The 21,321-nt window shown below is 70.6% G+C and carries 18 protein-coding genes; 14 read left to right on the forward strand and 4 right to left on the reverse strand.

Features of this window, described 5'->3' with window-relative positions:
* Positions 1-254: 254 nt before the first annotated feature.
* The gene (locus ABZ824_RS36070) at positions 255-827 is read right to left on the reverse strand and encodes a TetR/AcrR family transcriptional regulator (RefSeq protein WP_356968950.1); all 573 of its coding nucleotides are present in this window, start codon (positions 825-827) and stop codon (positions 255-257) included.
* A gap of 103 nt (positions 828-930) precedes the next feature.
* Between ABZ824_RS36070 and ABZ824_RS36075 the strand changes: the two genes are divergently transcribed.
* From ABZ824_RS36075 to ABZ824_RS36100, 6 genes are all read left to right on the forward strand, one after another.
* Complete coding sequence (locus ABZ824_RS36075) at positions 931-2,358, forward strand: MFS transporter (protein ID WP_356968951.1); 1,428 nt, start codon at positions 931-933, stop codon at positions 2,356-2,358.
* A gap of 318 nt (positions 2,359-2,676) precedes the next feature.
* Positions 2,677-3,738: a phenylalanine--tRNA ligase subunit alpha gene (gene pheS, locus ABZ824_RS36080; protein ID WP_355080644.1), complete on the forward strand. Its 1,062-nt coding sequence runs from the start codon at positions 2,677-2,679 to the stop codon at positions 3,736-3,738.
* Between the two features lie 33 nt (positions 3,739-3,771).
* A complete protein-coding gene (pheT, locus tag ABZ824_RS36085; RefSeq protein ID WP_356968954.1) occupies positions 3,772-6,279 on the forward strand; it encodes a phenylalanine--tRNA ligase subunit beta in 2,508 nt (835 codons plus the stop codon).
* 168 nt (positions 6,280-6,447) lie between these two features.
* On the forward strand, positions 6,448-7,221 hold the full coding sequence (locus ABZ824_RS36090) for an alpha/beta hydrolase (RefSeq protein ID WP_356968956.1): 774 nt from the start codon (positions 6,448-6,450) through the stop codon (positions 7,219-7,221).
* Between the two features lie 39 nt (positions 7,222-7,260).
* Entirely contained in the window at positions 7,261-7,779 is a 519-nt protein-coding gene (locus ABZ824_RS36095) for a hypothetical protein (RefSeq protein ID WP_356968958.1), read from the forward strand.
* Between the two features lie 43 nt (positions 7,780-7,822).
* Positions 7,823-8,842, forward strand: coding sequence for a hypothetical protein (locus ABZ824_RS36100; RefSeq protein WP_355080651.1), 1,020 nt, complete (start codon positions 7,823-7,825; stop codon positions 8,840-8,842).
* A gap of 309 nt (positions 8,843-9,151) precedes the next feature.
* On the opposite strand, the gene ABZ824_RS36105 is transcribed toward ABZ824_RS36100, so the two are convergent.
* Positions 9,152-9,661, reverse strand: a complete 510-nt coding sequence (locus ABZ824_RS36105; protein ID WP_356968960.1) for a DUF3558 domain-containing protein — start codon at positions 9,659-9,661, stop codon at positions 9,152-9,154.
* Positions 9,662-10,055: 394 nt separating this feature from the next.
* Here ABZ824_RS36105 and ABZ824_RS36110 point away from each other — a divergent pair, with 394 nt between their 5' ends.
* The 7 genes from ABZ824_RS36110 to ABZ824_RS36140 all read left to right on the forward strand — a co-directional run bounded on the left by ABZ824_RS36110 (position 10,056) and on the right by ABZ824_RS36140 (position 18,517).
* Positions 10,056-12,473 carry a nitrate- and nitrite sensing domain-containing protein gene (locus ABZ824_RS36110; RefSeq protein WP_356968962.1) on the forward strand — a complete coding sequence of 806 codons (2,418 nt, stop codon included), beginning with the start codon at positions 10,056-10,058 and terminating at the stop codon, positions 12,471-12,473.
* A 41-nt stretch (positions 12,474-12,514) separates the two neighbouring features.
* Positions 12,515-12,898 (forward strand): roadblock/LC7 domain-containing protein, encoded by a 384-nt coding sequence (locus ABZ824_RS36115; RefSeq protein WP_356969066.1) that lies wholly within the window; start codon positions 12,515-12,517, stop codon positions 12,896-12,898.
* A complete protein-coding gene (locus ABZ824_RS36120; protein ID WP_355080657.1) occupies positions 12,895-13,239 on the forward strand; it encodes a DUF742 domain-containing protein in 345 nt (114 codons plus the stop codon). Before ABZ824_RS36115 ends, ABZ824_RS36120 begins: the two co-directional genes overlap by 4 nt.
* A gap of 16 nt (positions 13,240-13,255) precedes the next feature.
* Complete coding sequence (locus ABZ824_RS36125) at positions 13,256-13,825, forward strand: ATP/GTP-binding protein (protein ID WP_355080714.1); 570 nt, start codon at positions 13,256-13,258, stop codon at positions 13,823-13,825.
* Between the two features lie 94 nt (positions 13,826-13,919).
* The gene (locus tag ABZ824_RS36130; RefSeq protein WP_356968964.1) at positions 13,920-14,339 is read left to right on the forward strand and encodes a VOC family protein; all 420 of its coding nucleotides are present in this window, start codon (positions 13,920-13,922) and stop codon (positions 14,337-14,339) included.
* Positions 14,340-14,405: 66 nt separating this feature from the next.
* Positions 14,406-17,177 (forward strand): phosphoenolpyruvate carboxylase, encoded by a 2,772-nt coding sequence (ppc, locus tag ABZ824_RS36135; protein WP_356968966.1) that lies wholly within the window; start codon positions 14,406-14,408, stop codon positions 17,175-17,177.
* Positions 17,178-17,212: 35 nt separating this feature from the next.
* A complete protein-coding gene (locus ABZ824_RS36140) occupies positions 17,213-18,517 on the forward strand; it encodes an alanine racemase (protein WP_356968968.1) in 1,305 nt (434 codons plus the stop codon).
* Between the two features lie 36 nt (positions 18,518-18,553).
* Here ABZ824_RS36140 and ABZ824_RS36145 read toward each other — a convergent pair whose 3' ends face one another.
* Positions 18,554-19,111: a TetR family transcriptional regulator gene (locus tag ABZ824_RS36145; RefSeq protein WP_356968970.1), complete on the reverse strand. Its 558-nt coding sequence runs from the start codon at positions 19,109-19,111 to the stop codon at positions 18,554-18,556.
* A 104-nt stretch (positions 19,112-19,215) separates the two neighbouring features.
* Here ABZ824_RS36145 and ABZ824_RS36150 point away from each other — a divergent pair, with 104 nt between their 5' ends.
* Positions 19,216-20,316, forward strand: coding sequence for an FAD-dependent monooxygenase (locus ABZ824_RS36150; protein WP_356968972.1), 1,101 nt, complete (start codon positions 19,216-19,218; stop codon positions 20,314-20,316).
* 4 nt (positions 20,317-20,320) lie between these two features.
* Here the strand turns inward: ABZ824_RS36150 and ABZ824_RS36155 are convergent, their stop codons facing one another.
* Positions 20,321-21,277, reverse strand: coding sequence for a WYL domain-containing protein (locus tag ABZ824_RS36155; RefSeq protein WP_356968974.1), 957 nt, complete (start codon positions 21,275-21,277; stop codon positions 20,321-20,323).
* Positions 21,278-21,321 lie beyond the last annotated feature (44 nt).

Genomic DNA, 21,321 nt, shown 5'->3' on the forward strand with positions numbered 1-21,321 from the left:
CGCGGCCCCTTTATGGCTCGCGTTTACGCGGCCGCCGCTTGCTCCTTCGTCGCGTGCGCGGCGGCCGCGCAAACGCGAGCCAGACTGCCAACGGAACAGGCTCGGTCTCGCTTCGCTCGAAACCTGGAGTGACGGTGCGCCGGCCGCGTTGGCGTTCGAGCTCGGGACATTCGCATATAGCTCGGGTACCTGACCGGTGCTGAGGGTGTCCCGGGGCGCGCCCGCCCGAGCGCGAGCCGGGCCGCGAACGGAATTCAGTCGCCTTCGGTGCTCAAGTTCTCCAGGATTTCTGTCGCCCACGTCGCGGGGACCGCCTCCGGGCCCGCCACTCGCATCGCGCTCATGACGGTGAGCAGCATTCCGGTGGAGAGGAAGCGGCGCGCCTCGGTTTCCGGCGCTCCGGTCAGTTCGCGGATCAGGTGGTAGATACCGCCGAACCTGGCCCGGACCTGGTCGCCGATCTCCGGGTCCGCGCTGGCCGCGAAGCCGTGCAGCAGAAGTTGGAGCAGTTCGCGTTCGGCGAGGAAGACCGAATAGCCGGTGGCGAGGGCGGCGAGGGCTTCGTCGGGGGCCGCCTCGGGCGATGCCTCGGCGCGCGCGGCGCGGAAGATCTCCTCGATCCGGTCGCAGACGCGGTGCTGGGCGGCGCGGAACAGGTTCTGCTTGGTGCCGAACAGCCGGATCACGTAGGGCTGTGACACGCCCGCTCGCCGGGCGATCTCGTCGGTCCTGGTAGCGGCGTAACCGCATTCGGCGAACGCGGAGACCGCCGCGCGCAGCACCTGCTCGCCCCGTTCGGACGCCGTCATCCTGGTTCTGGTCGCCATCTTTCTCCGTTTTCGCTGGTACCGGCCTTGCTCTTGACATGTTATCAGTCGATGCATACCGTTTCGAGCATTAGTTATCAGTCGATTACAACAAGGACTGGACATGACCGAGACCCTTCCATCCGCCACGGCGCCCGTCGCCGCGCCCGAGGCGACGATCGGCGGTCGCAGGCTCGCCGCCGTCCTCGTCGCGGTCGGTATCCCGATGTTCATGGTCACGCTGGACAACCTGGTCGTGACGAACGCGCTGCCGGTGATCCGCACCGAGCTGGGCGCCTCGCTGGCCGACCTGCAATGGTTCGTCAACGCCTACACGCTGTCGTTCGCCTCGCTGTTGCTCACCGCGTCCGCGGTCGGTGACCGACTGGGCAGGCGGCGGATCTTCCTGCTCGGCATCGCGTTGTTCACACTGGCGTCCGCGGTCTGCGCGCTGGCGACCGGACCGGGCATGCTCATCGCGGCGCGGGCGGTACAGGGATTCGGCGCGGCGGGGGTGATGCCGCTGTCGCTGACACTGTTGTCGGCGGCGGTGCCGGAGAAGATGCGCAGCGCCGCCATCGGCATCTGGGGCGGGATCGCCGGCCTCGGCGTCGCGCTGGGGCCGCTCATCGGCGGCGCGGTCGTCGAAGGGCTGAGCTGGCAGTGGATTTTCTGGGTGAACGTGCCGATCGGCCTGGTCGTGCTGCCGTTCGCGCTGCGGGTGCTGGCGGAGTCGCATGGCGGCAGCCGACGAGTCGACCTGCTGGGACTGCTGCTGTCGGCGGGCGGCGTGCTGGCGGTGGTGTGGGGCGTCATCCACGGCGCCGATGATGGCTGGACGTCTCGTGGCGTGCTGTCCGCGCTGGTCGGTGGCGTGTTGCTGCTCGGTTGCCTGATCGCCTGGGAGCTGCGCACGCGGGAGCCGATGCTGCCGCTGCGCCTGTTCCGCTCCCGCGCGTTCCGGGTGAGCAACATGACCGGCTTCACCTTCTCGATGGGCGTCTTCGGCTCGATCTTCCTGCTGGCCCAGTACTTCCAGGTCGTGCAGGGCTACGGACCGCTGCAATCCGGCATCCGCACCATGCCGTGGACGATGGCGCCGATGGTGGTCGCTCCGCTGGCGGGTTTGATCGTCGACAAGGTCGGCGCCCGTGCGCTGCTCACCACCGGGCAGACATTGCTCGCCGTCGCGCTGGGCTGGATGGCGTTGGTCACTTCCGTCGACGCGAGTTACCTGTCGTTCGTCGGTCCGTTCCTGCTCGGCGGGATCGGCATGGGCCTGACTTTCGCGCCCGGCGCGACCGTGGTGATGGCCGCCGCGGCGGAGGAGGATCGCGCGATGGCGTCTGGAACCAACAACACCCTGCGGGAAGTCGGTGTCGCCATGGGCGTCGCGGTGCTGGCGTCGGTGTTCGCGGCGCGGGGCTCGTACCTGGATCCGCAGAGCTACGTCGACGGACTGGTGCCCGCGGTGTGGGTGGGTGCCGCGATCGTGGCGGTCGGCGCGCTGGGGTCGCGGTTGCTGCCCCGCCACATCACCGCCGCGCGCTGACCGCACTGATCGCGGAGCGCCCGGTCACTGGGTATCGTCCAGGGCCGGGCGTTTCGCGGCGGCTGTCGGAGCTGGTCTTTCGCTGCCCTGACCGGTCACCGCCTGCGAGCCTGTGCTGAGTCGCGCCGTTCCGGACGGGTAGTGGAGCGGGGCCGGCGCGCGCCCGTCCGGCTCGCGGGTACCACACGGCTCGCGCGGCGTGGCGGGTAATCCGCGTGAATCCGCCGAGGCCCATCGAATACGATTGCGACCAGCAGCAATGCGGGCAGGCGTGCAGCGGTGCCCGCGAATTGATCCCCAGGGGAGAGACGGAGCATCGTGGCCGACGACATCGACGCAGGCGAGCAGAACGCGGCGCTGACCGAGGAGGCACTGGCCGCGGCAGCGGCGGCCGCCGAGAAGGCGTTCGCCGCTGCCGCCGACCTGGATGCGCTCGCGGTCGCGAAAACCGAGCACCTCGGCGGTAAGGCGCCGCTGGCGCTGGCCCAACGCGCGCTGGGCGGCCTGCCCAAGACGGAGAAGGCGGACGCGGGCAAACGGGTCAACGTCGCCAGGTCCAGGGTGTCGGAGGCATTCGAGTCCCGCCGCGCCGCGTTGCTGGCCGAGCGCGACGCCGCCGTGCTGGTCGCCGAGACCATCGACGTGACGCTGCCCGCGCGCCGGGCGGCCGTCGGCGCGCGGCATCCGATCACCGTCATCTCCGAGCAGATCGCCGACGTGTTCGTCGCGATGGGCTGGGAGGTCGCCGAAGGTCCCGAGGTGGAGACCGAGCACTTCAACTTCGACGCGCTGAACTTCCTGCCCGACCATCCGGCCCGCACCATGCAGGACACCTTCCACATCGCGCCGGAGGGCTCGCGCCAAGTGCTGCGCACGCACACCTCGCCGGTGCAGGTGCGTTCGATGCTGGAACGCGAGCTGCCGATCTACGTGGTCTGCCCGGGCCGCACCTTCCGCACCGACGAACTGGACGCCACGCACACACCGGTGTTCTCCCAGGTCGAAGGCCTGGCGGTGGACAAGGGCCTGACCATGGCGCATCTGCGCGGCACGCTGGACGCGTTCGCTCGCGCGCTGTTCGGACCACAGACCCGCACGCGCATGCGGCCCAACTACTTTCCGTTCACCGAGCCCTCCGCCGAGGTCGACGTGTGGTTCCCGGACAAGAAGGGCGGTGCGGGCTGGGTCGAATGGGGCGGCTGCGGCATGGTGAACCCGAAGGTGCTGATCGCCAGCGGGATCGACCCCGAGGTGTACAGCGGGTTCGCCTTCGGCATGGGCCTGGAGCGCACGCTGCAGTTCCGCAACGGCATCCCGGACATGCGCGACATCGTCGAGGGCGACGTGCGTTTCACGCTGCCCTTCGGTATCCGGTCCTGACCCCACCCTTCGATCGAGAGAGCGAAACGTCAAGTGCGAGTAGCGCAGTCCTGGCTGACCGACATCATCCAGCGCACCAACCCGGAGTGGTCGGTGACGCCGGAGGAGCTCGACGCGGGATTCGTCCGGGTCGGGCTGGAAGTCGAAGAGCTCGATCAGCTCGAGCGGATCGCGGGTTCGGAGGAGGGCGGCGAGCCGCTGGTGGTCGGCCGCGTCGCCGAGATCACCGAACTGACCGAGTTCAAGAAGCCGATCCGCTTCTGCAAGGTGGACATCGGTAAGCCCGAGTTGCAGGAGATCATCTGCGGCGCACGGAATTTCCAGGTCGGTGATCTGGTGGTCGTGGTGCTGCCCGGCGGCGTGCTGCCCGGCGGGTTCGAGATCACCTCGCGCAAGACCTACGGTCACGTGTCCAACGGGATGATCTGCTCGGTCGCCGAACTGGGGATCGGCAAGGACCATTCCGGCATCCTGGTGCTGGAACCGGGCACCGCCGAGCCCGGCGCCGACGCCAACGCGCTGCTCGGTCTGGACGACACCGTCATCGAGCTGAACATCACTCCCGACCGCGGCTACTGCTTCTCCGTTCGCGGCCTGGCGCGCGAGCTGGCCTGCGGTTTCGATCTCGAGTACGCCGATCCGGCGGTGCGCACCCTGCCCGACCACGAGCAGGAAGCCTGGCCGATCCGGGTCGAGCCGGACTCCCGGTGCACGCGCTTCGCGGCCCGCCGGGTCACCGGCGTCGACCCGGAGGCGGTGAGCCCGTGGTGGTTGCAGCGCAGGCTGCTGTTGTCGGGCGTACGCCCGATCTCGCCCGCCGTGGACGTCACCAATTACGTGATGCTGGAGTTGGGGCAGCCGCTGCACGCCTTCGACGCGAACAAGGTGTCGGGAGGATTGGTGGTCCGTTCCGCGCACAAGGGCGAGAAGTTGCGCACCTTGGACGACGTCGAGCGCGCCCTCGACGTCGAGGACGTGGTGATCGCCGACGATTCCGGCGTCATCTCCTTGGCCGGTGTGATGGGCGGCGCGAGCACCGAGGTCGGCGCGGAGAGCACCGACATCCTGCTCGAGGCGGCCACCTGGAACCCGCTGCTGATCTACCGGACCGCGCGCAGGCACAAGCTGGTGTCCGAGGCGGGCAAGCGGTACGAACGGGTCGTCGACCCGGAGATCAACGTGGCCGCGCTCGACCGAGCGGCCACGCTGCTGGCCGAAATCGCCGGCGGCACCATCGAACCCGTGCTGACCGACATCCGGACCCCCGTCCCGGCGCCCGAGCCGATCCGGATGGACATCGACCTGGCCGACCGCGTCGCGGGCGTCACGTACGCGACCGGCACCTCGGCGCGCCGCCTGGCCCAGATCGGCTGCACGGTCGAGGTCGGCGTCAGCGAGGCCGGGCACGGTCAGCTGGTGGTGACCCCGCCGAGCTGGCGGCCCGATCTGGCTCAGCCCGCCGACCTGGTGGAGGAGGTGCTGCGGCTGGAGGGTCTGGAGCGGATCCCGTCCGTGCTGCCCGCCGCACCGGCCGGGCGTGGGCTCACGCCGACCCAGCGCCGTCGGCGCGCCGTCAGCCGCGCGCTGGCGTTCGCAGGCGCGGTGGAGGTGCCGCCGCCGGTGTTCCTGCCCGCCGGAGTGTTCGACACCTGGGGCCTGGACGCCGACGACCCGCGCCGCGCCACCACCAGGGTGCTGAATCCGCTCGACGTGGAGCGCGCCGAGCTGGCCACCACCCTGCTCCCCGGTTTGCTCGAGGTGGCGGTCCGCAATATCTCACGGGGCGCGCGCGACCTGGCGATCTACGGCATCGCGCAAGTCGTGCTGCCGGGCGCGAACACCAGAGCGGTCGATCCGCTGCCGGTGGACCGGCGCCCCACCGACGAAGAGATCGCCGAGTTGCTGGACTCGCTGCCGGAACAGCCGGTGCACGTGGCCGCTGTCCTGACCGGCCGCAGGGAGCCGCGCGGGCCGTGGGGGCCGGGCCGTCCGGTCGAAGCCGCCGACGCGTTCGCTCTCGCCGACGCCGTCGGCGACGCGGCCGGTGTGACCATCGAGCGCCGTGCGGCGGCTCAGCTGCCCTGGCATCCCGGGCGCTGCGCCGAGCTGGTGGTCGACGGAACGGTTGTCGGCTACGCGGGTGAGCTGCATCCCGCCGTGCTGGAACGTTCCGGCCTGCCGCCGCGCACCTGCGCCGTCGAACTCGACTTGGACGCGCTGCCGCTGCGCGAGTCCCGGCCGGTCCCGACGGTGTCGCCGTTCCCCGCGGTGCTCCAGGACGTCTCGGTGAGCGTCGAGAAGACCGTCCCGGCGGCGTCCGTCGAGTCCGCACTGCGCACCGGCGGCGGCGAGCTGCTGGAGGACATCGCGCTGTTCGACGTGTACGAGGGCGCTCAGGCGGGTGAGGGACGTAAGTCGCTCACCTACGCTCTGCGATTCCGTGCCACCGACCGCACCCTCACCGAGGACGAGGCAAGTGCGGCACGCGACGCGGCCGTCGCGGCGGCGGCCGACGCCGTGGGCGCGGTGCTGCGCGGCTGACGCACGCGGTCACCGCAACCGGCTACCGGCTACCGGCCGAGTTCGATCGTCTCCGCGGGTCGGGCGGCGACCGGCGTCCGCACCGGCCCTGCGGCGGTGGGCCGCGGCTTCGAGCACTCGTGTCGCGGCACCCGCCCGACCCGGCCTTGCCTGTTCAGGAGTAAGAACATGGGCATGCGACACCCGGCCCGTCCGATCCTCAACGCGCTGACTTATCTGCCGGAGCGGACGGTGCTGCAAACTCCGGCGCTGCTCGGCATGGAGTACACGGACCTGTCCCTGCCCACGGCGGACGGGCAGACCGTGCACGCGTGGTGGATGCCTGCCCGCGATTCGATCGGGCACATCCTGTTCGCGCACGGGAACGCGGGCAATCTCGGCGACCGGGTGCCGATCTTCGCGTTGCTCACCGAGGCCGGTTTCGACGTGCTGGCCTTCGACTACCGCGGCTACGGACGCAGCACCGGGAAACCGACCGAGCACGGCACCTACCTGGACGCGCGCGCCGCGCGCAGGGCGCTGCTGGAACAACCCGGCGTCGATCCGAATCGCGTGTTGTACCTGGGCAAGTCCCTCGGGGGCGGTGTCGTGCTCGAGCTGGCACAGCACCATCCCCCGGCCGGAGTGATGCTGATGTCCACCTTCAGCGGCCTGCGCGACGCGGCTCGCTCGGTGTATCCGTTCCTGCCCGCGGCCTTGGTGCCGAACGCCTATCCGAACGAACGCCGCATCCGCGCGCTGCGCGCCCCGGTGCTGATCATGCACGGCGACCAGGACGAACTGCTGCCGCTGCGGCACGCGCAACGGCTCTACGCCGCGGCGCCGGAGCCGAAACGGCTGGTGGTCTTCCCCGGAGCCGGGCACAACGATCTGATCGTCGCGGGCGGCTCGGCCTGGTACGACCTGGTGCGCGACTGGGCGGGTGCGCGCGTGCGGTCGTGAACGGCCTTCGGTGCGGTCGCGCGTGCGTAGCCTGGCGGTATGAGTGACAACAGCGAAATCGCGAGCCGGTTGGCCGGGCTGCCGGACGCGGAGCTGGCAGGTGTACTGCTGGCCGCAACGGCGGCGCGTCCCGGGTTCGCGGCGGTCCACGCCGCGCTGGTCGGGCTGTTGGAAACCGGTGATGCGGCTGCGGCCGGAGATGTGACTCCTGCCACCCCGGCCGACGGGCCTGGGTTCCCGCAGCACACGCCCGATGTGTCGGGCCAGGTCGGCGGCGGTTCCGCGGTACCGGCGGTACCGGTACCGCCGCCGGGTATGCCGGAGTCCGCCGCGAGTGGCGGATATTCGGCCTCCGGCGTTCCTACTTTCGAGTCAGTTCGCGATAAGGTCGAGCATCGCTACGGCACCGCGCAGGGGATGGGTGAACTCGACCGGCAGACTCCAGCGGGCCGCGGCGTGGACGAACAATGGCAGGCACGTGAGCAGGCCGCGCGTGAGCGCCTGGACCGGATCCGGAAATCGTTGCACGGCAACGACGCCGACCCGCACCAGCCGTGAACCGTGCCGGGCGCGCCGCACGAGGTGTGATGGGTGGAATTCGATGAGCGAGCCGCGTGAGATCGCCGAACGGCTACTGGAGGCCCAGGTGGCATTCCTGCTCGCCGAGGTGACCGGCGAGCGTTTCGCGGAGGTGGTCGCGCGCGACACCGAGGCGGTGCTCGGAGTCGCCGACACGCTCGTCTTCCGGGACGTGGTGGAGATCGACCAGGCCAAGCAGACCGTCCGCACGGTCGTCGAGCTGATCGGCGGCAGTCCGGTTCTCGCCGATATGGTCGGGGTGTTCGCCGACTCCATCTACGACCACATCGCCGCCAACCACGACTACACGCTCGGCGAGGTGGTCGAGCGCGAGCCGGTGGAGGCGCTGCTGGAGAAGATCTTCGGCATGCACCAGGCGCAGGAGCGCATCCTGGACCGGCTCACCGAGAGCCCGCTGGTGGCCACGGTCGCATCGAAGTTCGTGGACAAGCTGATCAACGACTTCATGCAGGCCAACCGGGAACGCGCGGAGAAGATCCCGGGTGTGTCCTCGCTGATGTCGCTGGGCCAGTCCGCGGCCAATCGCGCCAAGAAGGCCGCCGACGGCACCTTCGTCGGCGACCTCGCGGGCAAGGGCGCGTTGTTCGCCCTCAAGCGGACCAACAACGCCATCCGCGAGATGCTGCGCGATGCCCCGGTGCACGCCGCCGCGATGGAGTTCTGGGATCTGCATGCCGACGAGCCGGTCAGCGGTCTGCGCGAATACCTCAGCCGGAAGGATCTCAACGAGCTGGTGCTGCTGTGCTACGAGATCGCCGTCACCACCCGAGAGAAGGAGTACTTCGGCCTGCTCCTGGACGAGTGCGTGGAGGTGTTCTTCACCAAGTACGGCGACTACACCTTGGCGGCCATGCTGCCCGAACTCGGTCTGACCGGTGACGACATCGTCCAGGAGATCCTCCGATACGGACCGGCGGTCATCGAGGGCGCGAAGCGCGAAGGGGTTCTCGCCGGGTTGATCCGCGAGCGCCTCGCCCCCTTCTATACCTCCGACGAGGTACTCGCCATCCTCTCTGTCTGATTTCCAGCGCCGGGCTGTGTTCGTTTTTCCAGCGCCTGCGGCGCTGGGTGTTCGCGGCCCCCTTATGGCTCGCGTCCGAGCGACCGCCGCTTGCTCCTTCGTCGCGGACGCGACGGCCACTCGGACGCGAGCCGGGCCGCGAACGGCGCATGCTCGGTCTCGCTTCGCTCGAAACCGGTGGTTGAGCTGGTGTGGTTGCGTGCGAGAGTAATCGGGGGTCTGAGTTTCGCCGATGCCGCCGCGAGATGGTCGTGGTTGTCGGGTGCGCCGGGCGAATCCGTACCCGGTCCTGCGCCGAGGGGGGCGGTGCTATTTCGGCAGCGCCGGGACGATCGCTTCGCCGATGGTCGCGAGGCGATCGCAGGGGTTCTGGTCCGCGGTCTTGTTGACCAGGGTCAGTTGCAGCAGGCCCTGCCGGGCGGGGAAGAGCACGTCGCACATTTGGTCTTTGGCGGCGTCGTCCACGCGGAACTGGCGTCCGGTGCGTCCGGCGATGGTGACGTCCTGGAAGTCGACATTGCCCGGCTTCCGCTCGAACTCGGCCACGGACATGTTGTTGGAGAACACGCCGAGGGTGAAGTCGGCGCCCTTCCATCCGCAGATCTCCCAACCGGGCTGCTTCACCCCGCCGACGCCGATCTGCTTGCTCGCCGGGTCGAGTCCGGCGCTGGTCAGCGCGGCGTCGGGGATGCCGGTGCAGGGATCGAACAGCTGGGTGGCCGTGCCCGCGGCGCTCGCGGTCTGCGTGCTGGTCGTCGCGGGGGACCCGCCGGACTCGTCGCCGCAGGCGGCCAGTCCTAACGCGACTGCGATCGCCAAGGGAACCAACGTAATTCGGTGCGCCATCCAGCCCTCTTGCCATCCGGTTTGTCGCGCCGGACTGTATCAGAGTCGGGCCGCGAGGTTTCGCGGCGGGCGAAGGTGGGTAGGACACAACGAGTCTCGGCATTCGTTCGCGGATGCCGGTTTTGTCGCGCTCGTAACTCTTCGTTGCCAGTGTGTTTAGAAGTCCGCACAGTGTCCGTTTTGCCCGATTCTCGCGTTGACGACGGGTAGGCCGTGTGACAGTTTCCCCTTGATTTCCGCGTGCTCGCTGTGGAGCAGGCGCGGCGGCTGATCGGAGGAGCAGAGGGTGGTGCGGTCACCTGGACGACCGGAGAATTCCGGCGGCACACCGGTTGTCCCCCTCCGCATTTCCGATGGTGAACGCCAGGTGTCCGGCAGCGGAATTGTGCGTCCGCGAACCATCCGCGGGCAGCTGGCCCGCATCCTCGTGGTGTCGCTCGTGCTGGTGCTCGCGCTGTTGGGCACGCTGGTGGCGCGCGAAGTGGACGCGTACCGGAAGAGCCGGGACACAGTCGCCGCGGTGACGCTCGCGCTGGCGGTGCAGGACCTGGTGCACGAGACGCAGCGCGAGCGCGGCCTGACCAATGGCCTGCTCGGCGGCGACCAGCGCTTGCGCCAGCCGGTCGACGACCAGCGCGGTGCGGTCGACCGCGCCTTGCGTGCCCTGCGGCAGGCGGCGGCCGACGGCCCGCCCGGCGCGGAGCGGGTGCGGGAGGCAGCCCGGCCGCTGGCCGATTTGGACGCGACCCGATCCACGATCGACCAGCGGCGAGAACCCCGGCAGGCGGCGTTCCAGTACTACACCGACGCGATCGACGCCCTGAACCACCTGTCCCTGGGTCTGGATCAGGCTGCCGACCCGGTGGTCCGGCACGGGCTGCAAGCGCTGTACGCGCTGGGTGAGGCGAAGGAGCAGACGGCTCGCGAGCGCGGCTTCCTCAACGGCGTCTTCGCCGCGGATGCCTTCGGGCCGGGCGAGTACGTGCAATTCCTCGACATCCGCGCGGCCAAACTGGCCGGACTGGCCGCGTTCGCCCGCGACGCGACCGGCGCGCAGCAGGCGCGCTTGGACGCCGTGCTGGACGGCGCGGACGCGGCCGCGGCCGCGGAGTCGGAGAACGTCGCGATCGCCGCGGGCGGCGGACCGCTGGCGCGCCCGGTCGATCCGATCGCCTGGTGGGCCAGGATGACCGCGGTCATCGACGCGCAGCGCACCGTGCAGCAGACGGTCGGCGCCGACGTGCGGCAGCGGGCAGAGGTGTTGCGCGGCGACGCCGCGCTGGCCCTCGGCGCGTTCGTGCTCGCCGCGCTGGCGGCGATCGCGCTGGAGGTGGCGCTGGTCGTCGCGGCGGTGCGCGCGATCGTCCGGCCGCTGGCCACGCTGGCCGCGGACGCCGACGACGTATCCGGTCGGCGGCTGCCCGACGTGATCTCGGCCTGGCGCACCGGCGACGACACCCGGCCGCCCGACCCGCCCGCCCCGGTGCGACCGCCGCCGGGGGCGGGCGTCGAGATCGTCGCCGTGGCCCGAGCGCTGGATCGGGTGCAGTCCACCGCCTTCGACCTCGCGTCGGAACAGGCGCTGGTGCGCCGCAACACCACCGAGTCGATGGTCAGCCTGGCCCGCCGCAACCAGAACCTCGTGCGCCGCCAGCTCGGCCTGATCAGCGAATTCGAACGCGAGGAGCTCGATCCCAAGGCGCTGTCGAACCTGTTCGAGCTCGACCATCTCGCCACCCGCATGCGCCGCAACGCCGAAAGCCTGCTCGTGCTGGTCGGCGAGGCGAGCCCGCGCCGCTGGGCCGAACCGATCCCGCTCAGCGACGTGATCCGCGCGGGCCTGTCCGAGGTCGACGACTACCGCAGGGTGGTGCTGCGCCGGATGGACGACGTGCTCATCGCCGGCGCGGCGGCCAGCGAACTCGCGCACATACTCGCGGAGCTGATCGAGAACGGGCTGGCGTTCTCCCCACCGGATGTCGAGGTGGAGATCTACGGGCGCGCCGGGCCCAACGGGTACCTGCTCGCGGTGGTCGACCACGGCGTGGGCATGCCCGCCGACCAATTGGCCCAGGCCAACGCACGATTGCGCGGCGAACAGGACTTCGTCGTCGCACCGACCCGCCACCTCGGCCACTACGTGGTCGGCAGGCTCGCCGAACGGCTCGGCATCACGGTCGAACTGAGCGTCTCGCCGGTGAGCGGCATCGTCGCGCGCCTGACGCTGCCGCCCGGCATGGTCGAGACCGAGCCGGATCGGCGCGACGATCCCGCCACCTCCCACACCGCCACGGTGGGCGATACCGCTGGGTCTGCGACCGGTTCGAGGCCACAATCGCGCGGTACCGCTACCGCTACGACCGCCGACCGCCCACCGGCGCACGCGGTGAACGCCGGGTCGTCGCCCTACACGCAGTTCGTTTCCGCGCGGACCGAGCCGACAGCGAGCGTCGGCCGCACCGAATCCCGCCGCTCAGAAGAGTCGTTCGGCCCGGCGCCGAGCGAACCCGCGGCGCGGCACACCAAGAACGGCTTGGTGAAACGGAACAAGAAGGCCCGCGCTGCCGCCACCGGCGCGCGGCCCGACGCGCCGCCCCGCATGGAGCCCGCCCCCGCGGTCGAGCGCTCACCCGAGGAGATCCGCAGCATGCTGTCCTCCTTCCGGACGGGACATCAGCGTGGCGCGCCCGCACGGCACGCCGCCGCGCGGGACGACCGCGTCCGCGCCGCCGACGCGGCGCCCGAATTCCAGCCCGCCGCGACCATGGCAGAGGAGATCCGGTGACCACCCACATATCGAGCGCCGACCCGCACACGTTCAATTGGATGCTGGCCAACTTCGTTCGCGAGACCGACGGTGTGCGCGAGGCGGTCGCGGTGTCCTCGGACGGCCTGCTCATCGCCATGTCCGACGGATTGGACCGCGCCTCCGCCGACCGGCTCGCCGCCATGGTGTCCGGGCTGGTCGGGCTGGCCCGCAGCGCCTCGCGCAGCTACTCCTTCGACGGCCTGAAACTGATCATGATCGAGATGAGGCGCGGGTTCCTGCTCGTCTCCGCCATGGGCGACGGCAGCTGTCTCGGCGTGATCGCCGACAGCGGTTGCGACGTCGGTCTGGTCGGCTACGAGATGGCGGTGCTCGCCGACCGCGCCGGTGCGCTGCTCGATCCCGCGCTCATCGCCGAACTGCGTGAGTCGCTGCGGCGATGAGACACGAATTCGCCTCCGGCGAGGACCGATTCGTGCGGCCCTTCGTGGTCACCGCGGGACGCACCAGGCCGCTGCTGGACGGACTGCGCATCGAGACGTTGGTGCGGGCCGAGCCCGCCGCGCTGTCCGCGCCGCTGCGTTTCGAGCAGCGCACCCTCGTGCGGCTGTGCCAGCGGCCGCACTCCATCGCCGAGATCGGCGCCGCGCTCGGCGTGCCGGTCGGGGTCGCCAAGGTCGTGGTCAGCGACCTGGCCGCCACCGGACACGTGACCGTGCGCTCGGCCGACCAGCTCACCGCCGCCGCCATCGAGAGGATCAGGGACCTTGTCCGGGCACTCTGACATGCGAACGCCAACCATGCCGTCCTCGGTGAAAATCGTGGTCAGCGGTGGTTTCGGCGTCGGGAAGACGACATTCATCGGAGCCATCTCCGAAATCGAGCCGCTGGTGACGGAGGCGGCGATGACCGAGATGGCCGTCGGCGTGGACGACGCGGGGCACCGGGCAGACAAGACGCAGACCACGGTCGCCCTTGATTTCGGGCGCATCACCCTGGACAGCTCACTGCTGCTGTACCTGTTCGGCACGCCGGGCCAGGACCGTTTCGTCTTCCTGTGGGACGACCTGGTCGACGGTGCGCTCGGCGCGGTGATCGTGGTGGACACCGGCCGCGTCGACGACTGCTATCCGGTACTGGACTATTTCGAGGCACGCGGCACGCCGTTCGTCATCGCGGTCAACCGCTTCGACGGCAGCACGCGTTTCGACCTCGACGAGGTCCGCGAGGCGCTCGAACTGGAGGATTGGATCCCCGTGCTGGAATGCGATGCCAGGCAGCGCGATTCGGTCAAGGAGGTGCTGGTCTCGCTACTCGAACAGGTCCTGTTGCACCGGGCGGATCACCTGACCGCAAGGGACGCGGGCTGAGAATCGCCGCGAGATTGCGCCGCGACCGATGAATTCGCCGCGCGTGCGTCGTCCGTACTGTTGCCCGGCCCTGACGAACAGAAGGAGCATCATCATGAGCAACGGCGCGGACCTCGGCCTCACCCACATCGGCGTGCTGGTCGGTGACCAGGACAAGGCCCTGGAGTTCTATCGCGACGTGATCGGTCTGGAAGTGCGTGCGGACCTGCCGTTCGCCGGTGGGCGCTGGCTGACCGTCGGGCCGGCGAAGCAGCCTGGCATCGAGTTCATTCTGGAGACCCCCGAGATGGTGCCGGACGAGGCGGCCGCCGCGGCGGCGCGGGCCCGGCTGGCCAACGGGGCGCAGGGCACGTTGATCTTCACCACCGACGCCGTGGACGCCACGTTCGCCCGGCTGCGCGACGCCGGGGTGGAGGTGACGCAGGAGCCGATCTCGCAGCCGTACGGCGTCCGCGACTGCGGGTTCCGTGACCCGTGGGGCAACCACCTGCGCTTCTCCGAACTCCCCGGCTGAGCCGGGCGCGGCCGGTGTGGGCCGCGTCGCATTTCCCGGCGGGCCGGAGGACAATAGTGTCTGATCATGGGTGAAACGACGAGCGAGACCCAACAGGACGCCATCCGGCCGCTGCGCGACGACATCCGGTTCCTCGGTGGCGTGCTCGGCGACACCATTCGCGACCACGAGGGGCCGGAGGTCTTCGACCTCATCGAGCGCGTGCGCATCGAAGCGTTCCGGGTGCGCCGCGAGGAGGTCGGGCGCAGCGCCGTCGCGGAGATGCTCGACGGAGTGGACATCGCGGTGGCCCTTCCGCTCATCCGCGCGTTCAGCTACTTCGTGCTGCTGGCCAATCTGGCCGAGGACATCCAGCGCGACCGCCGCCGCGCCGCGCACGAGACGGCGGGCGAACCGCCGCAGGACTCGTCGCTGGCGGCCACCTACCGCAAGCTGGACGCGGCGGCGCTGGACGGAACCCGGGTCGCGGATCTGCTGGCCGACGCGCTGGTGTCGCCGGTGATCACCGCGCACCCGACCGAGACGCGCCGCCGCACCGTCTTCGACGCGCAGGCCCGGATCACCGAGCTGATGCGCCTGCGCCAGCGCTACGCCGAGAACGAGCGCGAGCGCGCCGACCTCGAGCGGCGGATCCGCCGCCAGGTGCTGAGCCTGTGGCGCACCGCGCTGATCCGCTTGGCGCGCTTGCGCATCCAGGACGAGATCTCGGTGGGTCTGCGCTACTACGACCTGACCCTGTTCGACGTGATCCCGGCGATCAACGCGGAGGTGCGCGCCGCGCTGCGCTCGCGCTGGCCCGGCGTCGAGCTGTTGCCGCGCCCGATGCTGCGTCCCGGTTCGTGGATCGGCGGCGACCGCGACGGCAACCCGTACGTCACCGCCGAGGTGGTGCGGCAGGCCGCCTCCCGCGCCGCGGGCGTCGCGTTCGAGCGCTACCTGCGCGATCTGGTGGAACTGGAGAAGACGCTGTCGTTGTCGGCCCGGTTGGTCGCCGTGACGCCCGAGGTCGCCGCGCTCGCCGAGACCGGGTACCCCGATCCGGCGACGCACGCCGACGAGCCGTATCGCCGTGCGCTGCACCACGTCCGGGCCCGGCTGACCGCCACCGCGGTGGCGGCGCTCGAGCAGGTGCCGCCGAACGGCCTCGATGCCGGGGCGCGGCCCTACCCGACTCCGCAGGCCGTCCTGGACGACTTGGACGCGATCGACGCCTCGCTGCGGCGCAGTGGCGACGGCCTGCTCGCCGACGATCGCCTCGCCACGTTGCGCCACGCCCTGGAGACGTTCGGCTTCCATTTGCAGAGCCTGGACATGCGCCAGAACTCGGAGGTGCACGAGCAGGTCGTCGCCGAACTGCTGGCCTGGGCCGGGGTGCACTCCGACTACGCGAGCCTGCCGGAGTCGCGCCGGGTGGAACTGCTCGCCGCCGAGTTGCGCACTCGCCGCCCGCTGCTCGGTCCGCACGCCCGGCTGAGCGAACTGGCCGTCAAGGAACTCGGCATCGTCCGCGCCGCCCGGGACGTGGTGGACACGCTCGGCGCGGCGGCGGTGCCGAACTACATCATCAGCATGTGCACGTCGGTCAGCGATCTGCTCGAAGCCGCACTGCTGCTGAAGGAGGGCGGTCTGCTCGACCCGGGGGAGCCGGACGGGCCGCCGAGTTGCCCGGTGGGCATCGTCCCGCTGTTCGAGACCATCGAGGACCTCGGCGCGGGTGCGGCCACGCTGTCGGCGGCGCTGGAGGTGCCGGTCTATCGCGAGCTGGTGGCCGCGCAGGGCATGCGTCAAGAAGTGATGCTCGGCTACTCCGACTCCAACAAGGACGGCGGGTATCTGGCCGCCAACTGGGCGCTGTACCGGGCGGAGCTGGATCTGGTCGAGGTCGCCCGCAAGACCGGCATCCGGTTGCGGCTGTTCCACGGCCGCGGCGGCACGGTCGGTCGCGGCGGCGGCCGCAGCTACGATGCGATCCTCGCCCAGCCGGCCGGAGCGGTGCGCGGCTCGCTGCGGCTCACCGAGCAGGGCGAGGTGATCGCCGCGAAATACGCCGAACCCGGTGCGGCGCATCGCAATCTGGAGTCACTGATCGCGGGCACCCTGGAGTCGACGCTGCTGGACGTGGAGGGTCTCGGCGCCGACGCCGAGCCGTCCTACGGCATCATGGATGACCTGGCGGCCCGCGCCCGAGCCGCGTACGCGCGGCTGGTGCACGAGACACCCGGATTCGTCGAGTACTTCCGGCAGTCCACGCCGGTCGCCGAGGTGGGCGATCTGAACATCGGCAGCAGGCCTGCCTCGCGCAAGCCGACGAATTCGGTCGCGGACCTGCGCGCCATCCCGTGGGTGATGTCGTGGAGTCAGGCGCGGGTGATGCTGCCGGGGTGGTACGGCACCGGTGCCGCGCTGGAGGAATGGATCGGCGGCGACCCGGAACGTCTGGCGACCTTGGCGGATCTGTATCGCCGCTGGCCGTTCTTCCGCACGGTGCTGTCCAATCTGGCGCAGGTGATGGCCAAGAGCGATCTGGACATCGCCGCCCGCTACGCGGAACTCGTGGACGACGTGGCGTTGCGGGAGCAGATCTTCGGCATGATCCGCGACGAACACGCCCGGACCGTCCGCATGCACGCCGCGATCACCGGCAACGATCACCTGCTGGCCGACAACCCGTCGCTGGCCGAGTCGATCCACAACCGCTTCCCCTACCTGGAACCACTGAACCAGATGCAGGTGCAGCTGCTGCGCCGCCTCCGGGCCGGGGACGACTCCGAATTGGTGAAACGCGGCATCCTGCTGACGATGAACGGCCTGGCCACCGCCCTGCGCAACTCGGGTTAGCCGCCGAAGGGCCCGCGTCCGGTAGGAAGGACGTCGTGTCGATCGACGAAGCAGCCGTGGCGGCGCTGGCGGACCGCCGGATCGGTCCCGAGCACAAGGGCATGCCACCCGCGTTCTGGGGGCGGACCGTGCGCGAACTCCGCGCTGCCGCACCGGCGCTCGATCAGCTGGAGACGCCGGTGCTCACGGTCGATCGCGCGGCCCTCGCGGAGAACATCGCGGTCATGGCCGAGTGGGTGCGCGCGGCAGGCGTTCGGCTGGCGCCGCACGGCAAGACGACGATGGCGCCGCAGGTGTGGGCCGATCAGCTGGCCGCGGGCTCATGGGGCATCACCCTTGCCACCATCTGGCAGACGCAGGTGGCGCGGTCCTTCGGCGTCGCGCGGGTGCTGCTGGCCAACGCGCTGGTTGACCCGGTCGGCTTGCGGTGGGTCGCGGCGGAATCGGCGCGCGATCCGTCTTTCGAGTTCTACTGCTGGGCCGACAGCCCCGAAACGGTTGCCTTGATGGATGCGCATCTGCGCACCGCCCCCGAGTCGGCGCGGATCCGGGTGCTGGTGGAACTCGGCGGCCCGCACGGCAGAACCGGCGCACGCACGGTGGAACAGGCGCACGCCGTAGCTCGGGCGATCGCCGGCGCGTCCCGGCTGACGCTCGCCGGGGTGGGCGGTTACGAGGGCGCGCTCGCACACGACCGCACCGCGACCGGAATCCGCGCGGTGCGCGACTACCTCGGGGAACTCGCCCGGCTGCACCGGGAACTCGACGCGGCGGGGCGATATCGCGGTCCGGCCGTCGTCACCGCCGGTGGGAGCGCCTATCCCGAGCTGGCGCTCGAGTACCTGGCCCCGCTGTCCGACGAGCAGGGCAGGCAAGGTGTCGCGACGACGGTCGTGCTGCGCTCGGGCGCGTATGTCATCCACGATGACGGCTTCTACGCGAGCATGTCGCCACTGGCGGCTCCCGAGTGCGCGCGGCCGCTGCGCTCGGCGATGCACGGCTGGGCACGCGCACTCTCGCGCCCGGAGCCCGGCCTCGCATTGCTCGACGCGGGCAAACGTGATCTGCCTTTCGACGAGGGGATGCCGGTTCCGCAGCGCGTCGCGGGACCGCGGGGCGGTGCGCTCGACTCGGACGCGACGGTCTCCGCGCTCAACGACCAGCACGCCTTCCTCCGGTTACCGGGCGGCGCCGCCACCGAGTTGCCCATCGGGGCGGTCGTTCGGCTCGGTCTGTCACACCCGTGCACGGCTTTCGACAAATGGCGGCTGATCCCGGTGATCGATGACGCCGATGCGCCCTCGCCGCGAGTGGTGGATCTCGTGCACACGTTCTTCTGACGGGTGGCGCCGGGCTCTCGGCCGCGCCGCCCGGCGCTAGTCGTTCGAAGCGATCAGCGCGCGCATCAACCGGTCCAGCACCGGACGCGGATCGAAATCCGGTGTCGGATCGACCAATTGGTGCAGAATGATGCCCTCGAGCTGGCCGACCAGGATCTGCGTCGTCGCCCGGTCCCCGCCGACGTTCGCCAACAGGCTCGCGGCCCATTCGGTCAGCCTGCGGTGGCCGCTCCGCACGGTCTTACGCAGCGCGGGCGAGGTCCGCGCTTCTTGGAACAGCGCGTAGCGCGCCAATGTCCGTGTGGGGTCGGTTCGCACCGCGTGGACGACGAAGGCGGCCGTGCCGTCGACGAGGTCCTCGATGGTGGCGGGGGCGGGTCGCCGGTTGAGCGCCTCCCAATCCGCGTAGTCGCGAGCTTCGAGTCGCTCGGCGATGCCGGTCAGCAGCGCCGCACGGGTGCGGAAGTAGTTGGACGCCGATCCGGCGGGCATGCCCGCGACCTCGTCCACCGCGCGGTGGGTGAGGGCTCGGATCCCGCGGGACCCGAGCAGCTCGATCGCCGCGTCCAAGACGAGTTCGCGCTTACCGGACATTCCTCGATACTACAGCGGTAGTGATACCGGTTACAGTCCGGCGCGGCAACACTACATGCGTAGTAACGTTCGGGGAACCGAGTGGTCCGGAGAAAGGGGAAACGATGCCCGAGGTGGTCATCGTGGGCGGTGGCATCGGTGGTCTGGCGACCGCGGTCGCCTTCCTCCGGCAGGGCCTGCGCGTCGAAGTGCTCGAGCGGAGTGCCGAGATCACCGAGGTCGGGGCGGGGTTGTCCTTGTGGCCCAACGCCCTGCGTGCTCTCGATGTACTCGGCCTGGGCGACGCGGTGCGGGCACGGGCCGTCGATGAGGGCGCTGCGGGTATTCGCGACCGCACCGGGCGGTGGCTGACCAGGATCGACGCCGAGAAGCTCCGGGCGGCGTACGGCAGCCCGATCATGCTGCACCGCGCCGATCTGGTGGACATTCTGCGGTCGGCCATCCCGGCGGAGGCGCTGCGCACCGGTGTCACCGTGGCCGAGGCGAGGGTGGACGGCACGGTGGTGCACTCGGCCGGGACGTCCAGCGGAGACGTCGTCGTCGGCGCCGACGGCATCCGCAGTGTGGTGCGCCGCGCCGTCTGCGGCGAGATTCGGCCCCGCTACGGCGGATACACCGCATGGCGTCTGGTCGTCACGCCGCACCGGCCGGTCACCGATATGGGCGAAAGCTGGGGACGCGGTGAGCGTTTCGGGTACGCGCCGCTCGCGGACGGCCGGGTCTACTGCTTCGCCACCGCGAACATGCCCGCGGGCACGGCGAGTGGCGGGCTCGCCGAGTTGCGCGCCCGGTTCGGCGGCTGGCACGAGCCGATTCCCGCCCTGCTCGCCGCGGCCGGGAACGCCGAGGTACTGCGGCACGATCTCTACGACCTGCCCGCGCTGAGAACCTTTGTGGCAGGGCGGATCGCGCTCGTCGGCGACGCCGCGCACGCGATGATGCCCAACCTCGGGCAAGGCGCCTGCCAGGCGCTGGAGGACGCCGTGGTGCTGGCCCGGGTCGTGACCCGCGACGGTGACCTGACCGCCTACGACCGGGACCGCGGGCCGCGTACCCGGATGATCGCGGCTCGCTCGCGCCGGATCGGCGCGGTGGCGCAACTGTCGTTCCCGCCCGGCGTCGCGCTGCGGGACGCCTTGCTGCGGGCGATCCCCGGCTCGGTGCAACTCAGGTCGTTCGCGCCGGTCCTGGATTGGCGCTGCTAGCTCGCTACGGCGCGAAGTCGCGTACCGCGCGCTCGCAGCGGGCGGCCTGGGCGCCGAGCGCGTCGAGGAGTTCCGGTGGGCCGGTGAGCACGGTGAAGTCGAGATCGACCGAGGTGATCATCCAGACCAGCTGTTCGGGCGTCTCGCTGCCGACATGCAGGCGGCAGCTGTGCTCGTCGACGGCTTCCACGACGCCCGCACCGGGCCAGACGCGTCCGGCGGCGTCGTCGGCCGATCGGTGCAGCAGCACCGTCGCCTGGTACGGCCACGAGCGGGCCGACAGCCGCATCGAAAGATATGCCACGACGTCGCCTTCCGGCGGCTCCCGGGGCGTGAAGCGCGGCCCGGTCGGAATCCGCGGGGTCATCCGGTCCACCCGGAAGGTGCGCCAGTCGGTGCGGTCGACATCCCAGGCGACCAGGTACCAATGCCTGCTGAAGTGCACGAGGGTGTGCGGCTCGACGGTGCGCGGGCCGAGCGCGCCGTTGTGCGCGCGGTAGTCGAACCGGAGCCGTTCGTGGCGCTGGCACGTTTCGGCGATGGCCATGAGCGTGTCCGGATCGACCTGCGGCGCCGGTGCGCCGACGCGCAAGGTGGCGCCGCGCAGGGTGCGGATCCGGTGCCGCAAGCGCGGCGGGAGCACCTGCTCCAGTTTGGTCAGCGCGCGCAGCGATGCCTCTTCGAGCCCGGTCACGGTACCGCCGCGCAGCCCGACCGCCACCGCGACCGCTTCGTCGTCGTCGAGCAGCAGCGGCGGCAGCGCTGTCCCCGCGCCCAGCCGGTAGCCCGCGGCGCCGCGGGTGGCATGGATCGGGTAGCCCAGCTCGCGCAGCCGGTCGACGTCGCGGCGAACGGTGCGGCCGGTGACGCCGAGCCGTTCGGCCAGTTCGATGCCCGTCCGGTCCGGACGGGTCTGCAGCAGAGTCAGCAGGGCGAGCAGTCGGGCCGACGTTTCCAGCATGACGCCAGCATGCCCGGAAGTTAGGAACGCTCCCGTCCTAAGCC

It is taken from the genome of Nocardia sp. NPDC047038 (assembly GCF_040644075.1).
Lineage (GTDB): Bacteria > Actinomycetota > Actinomycetes > Mycobacteriales > Mycobacteriaceae > Nocardia > Nocardia sichangensis.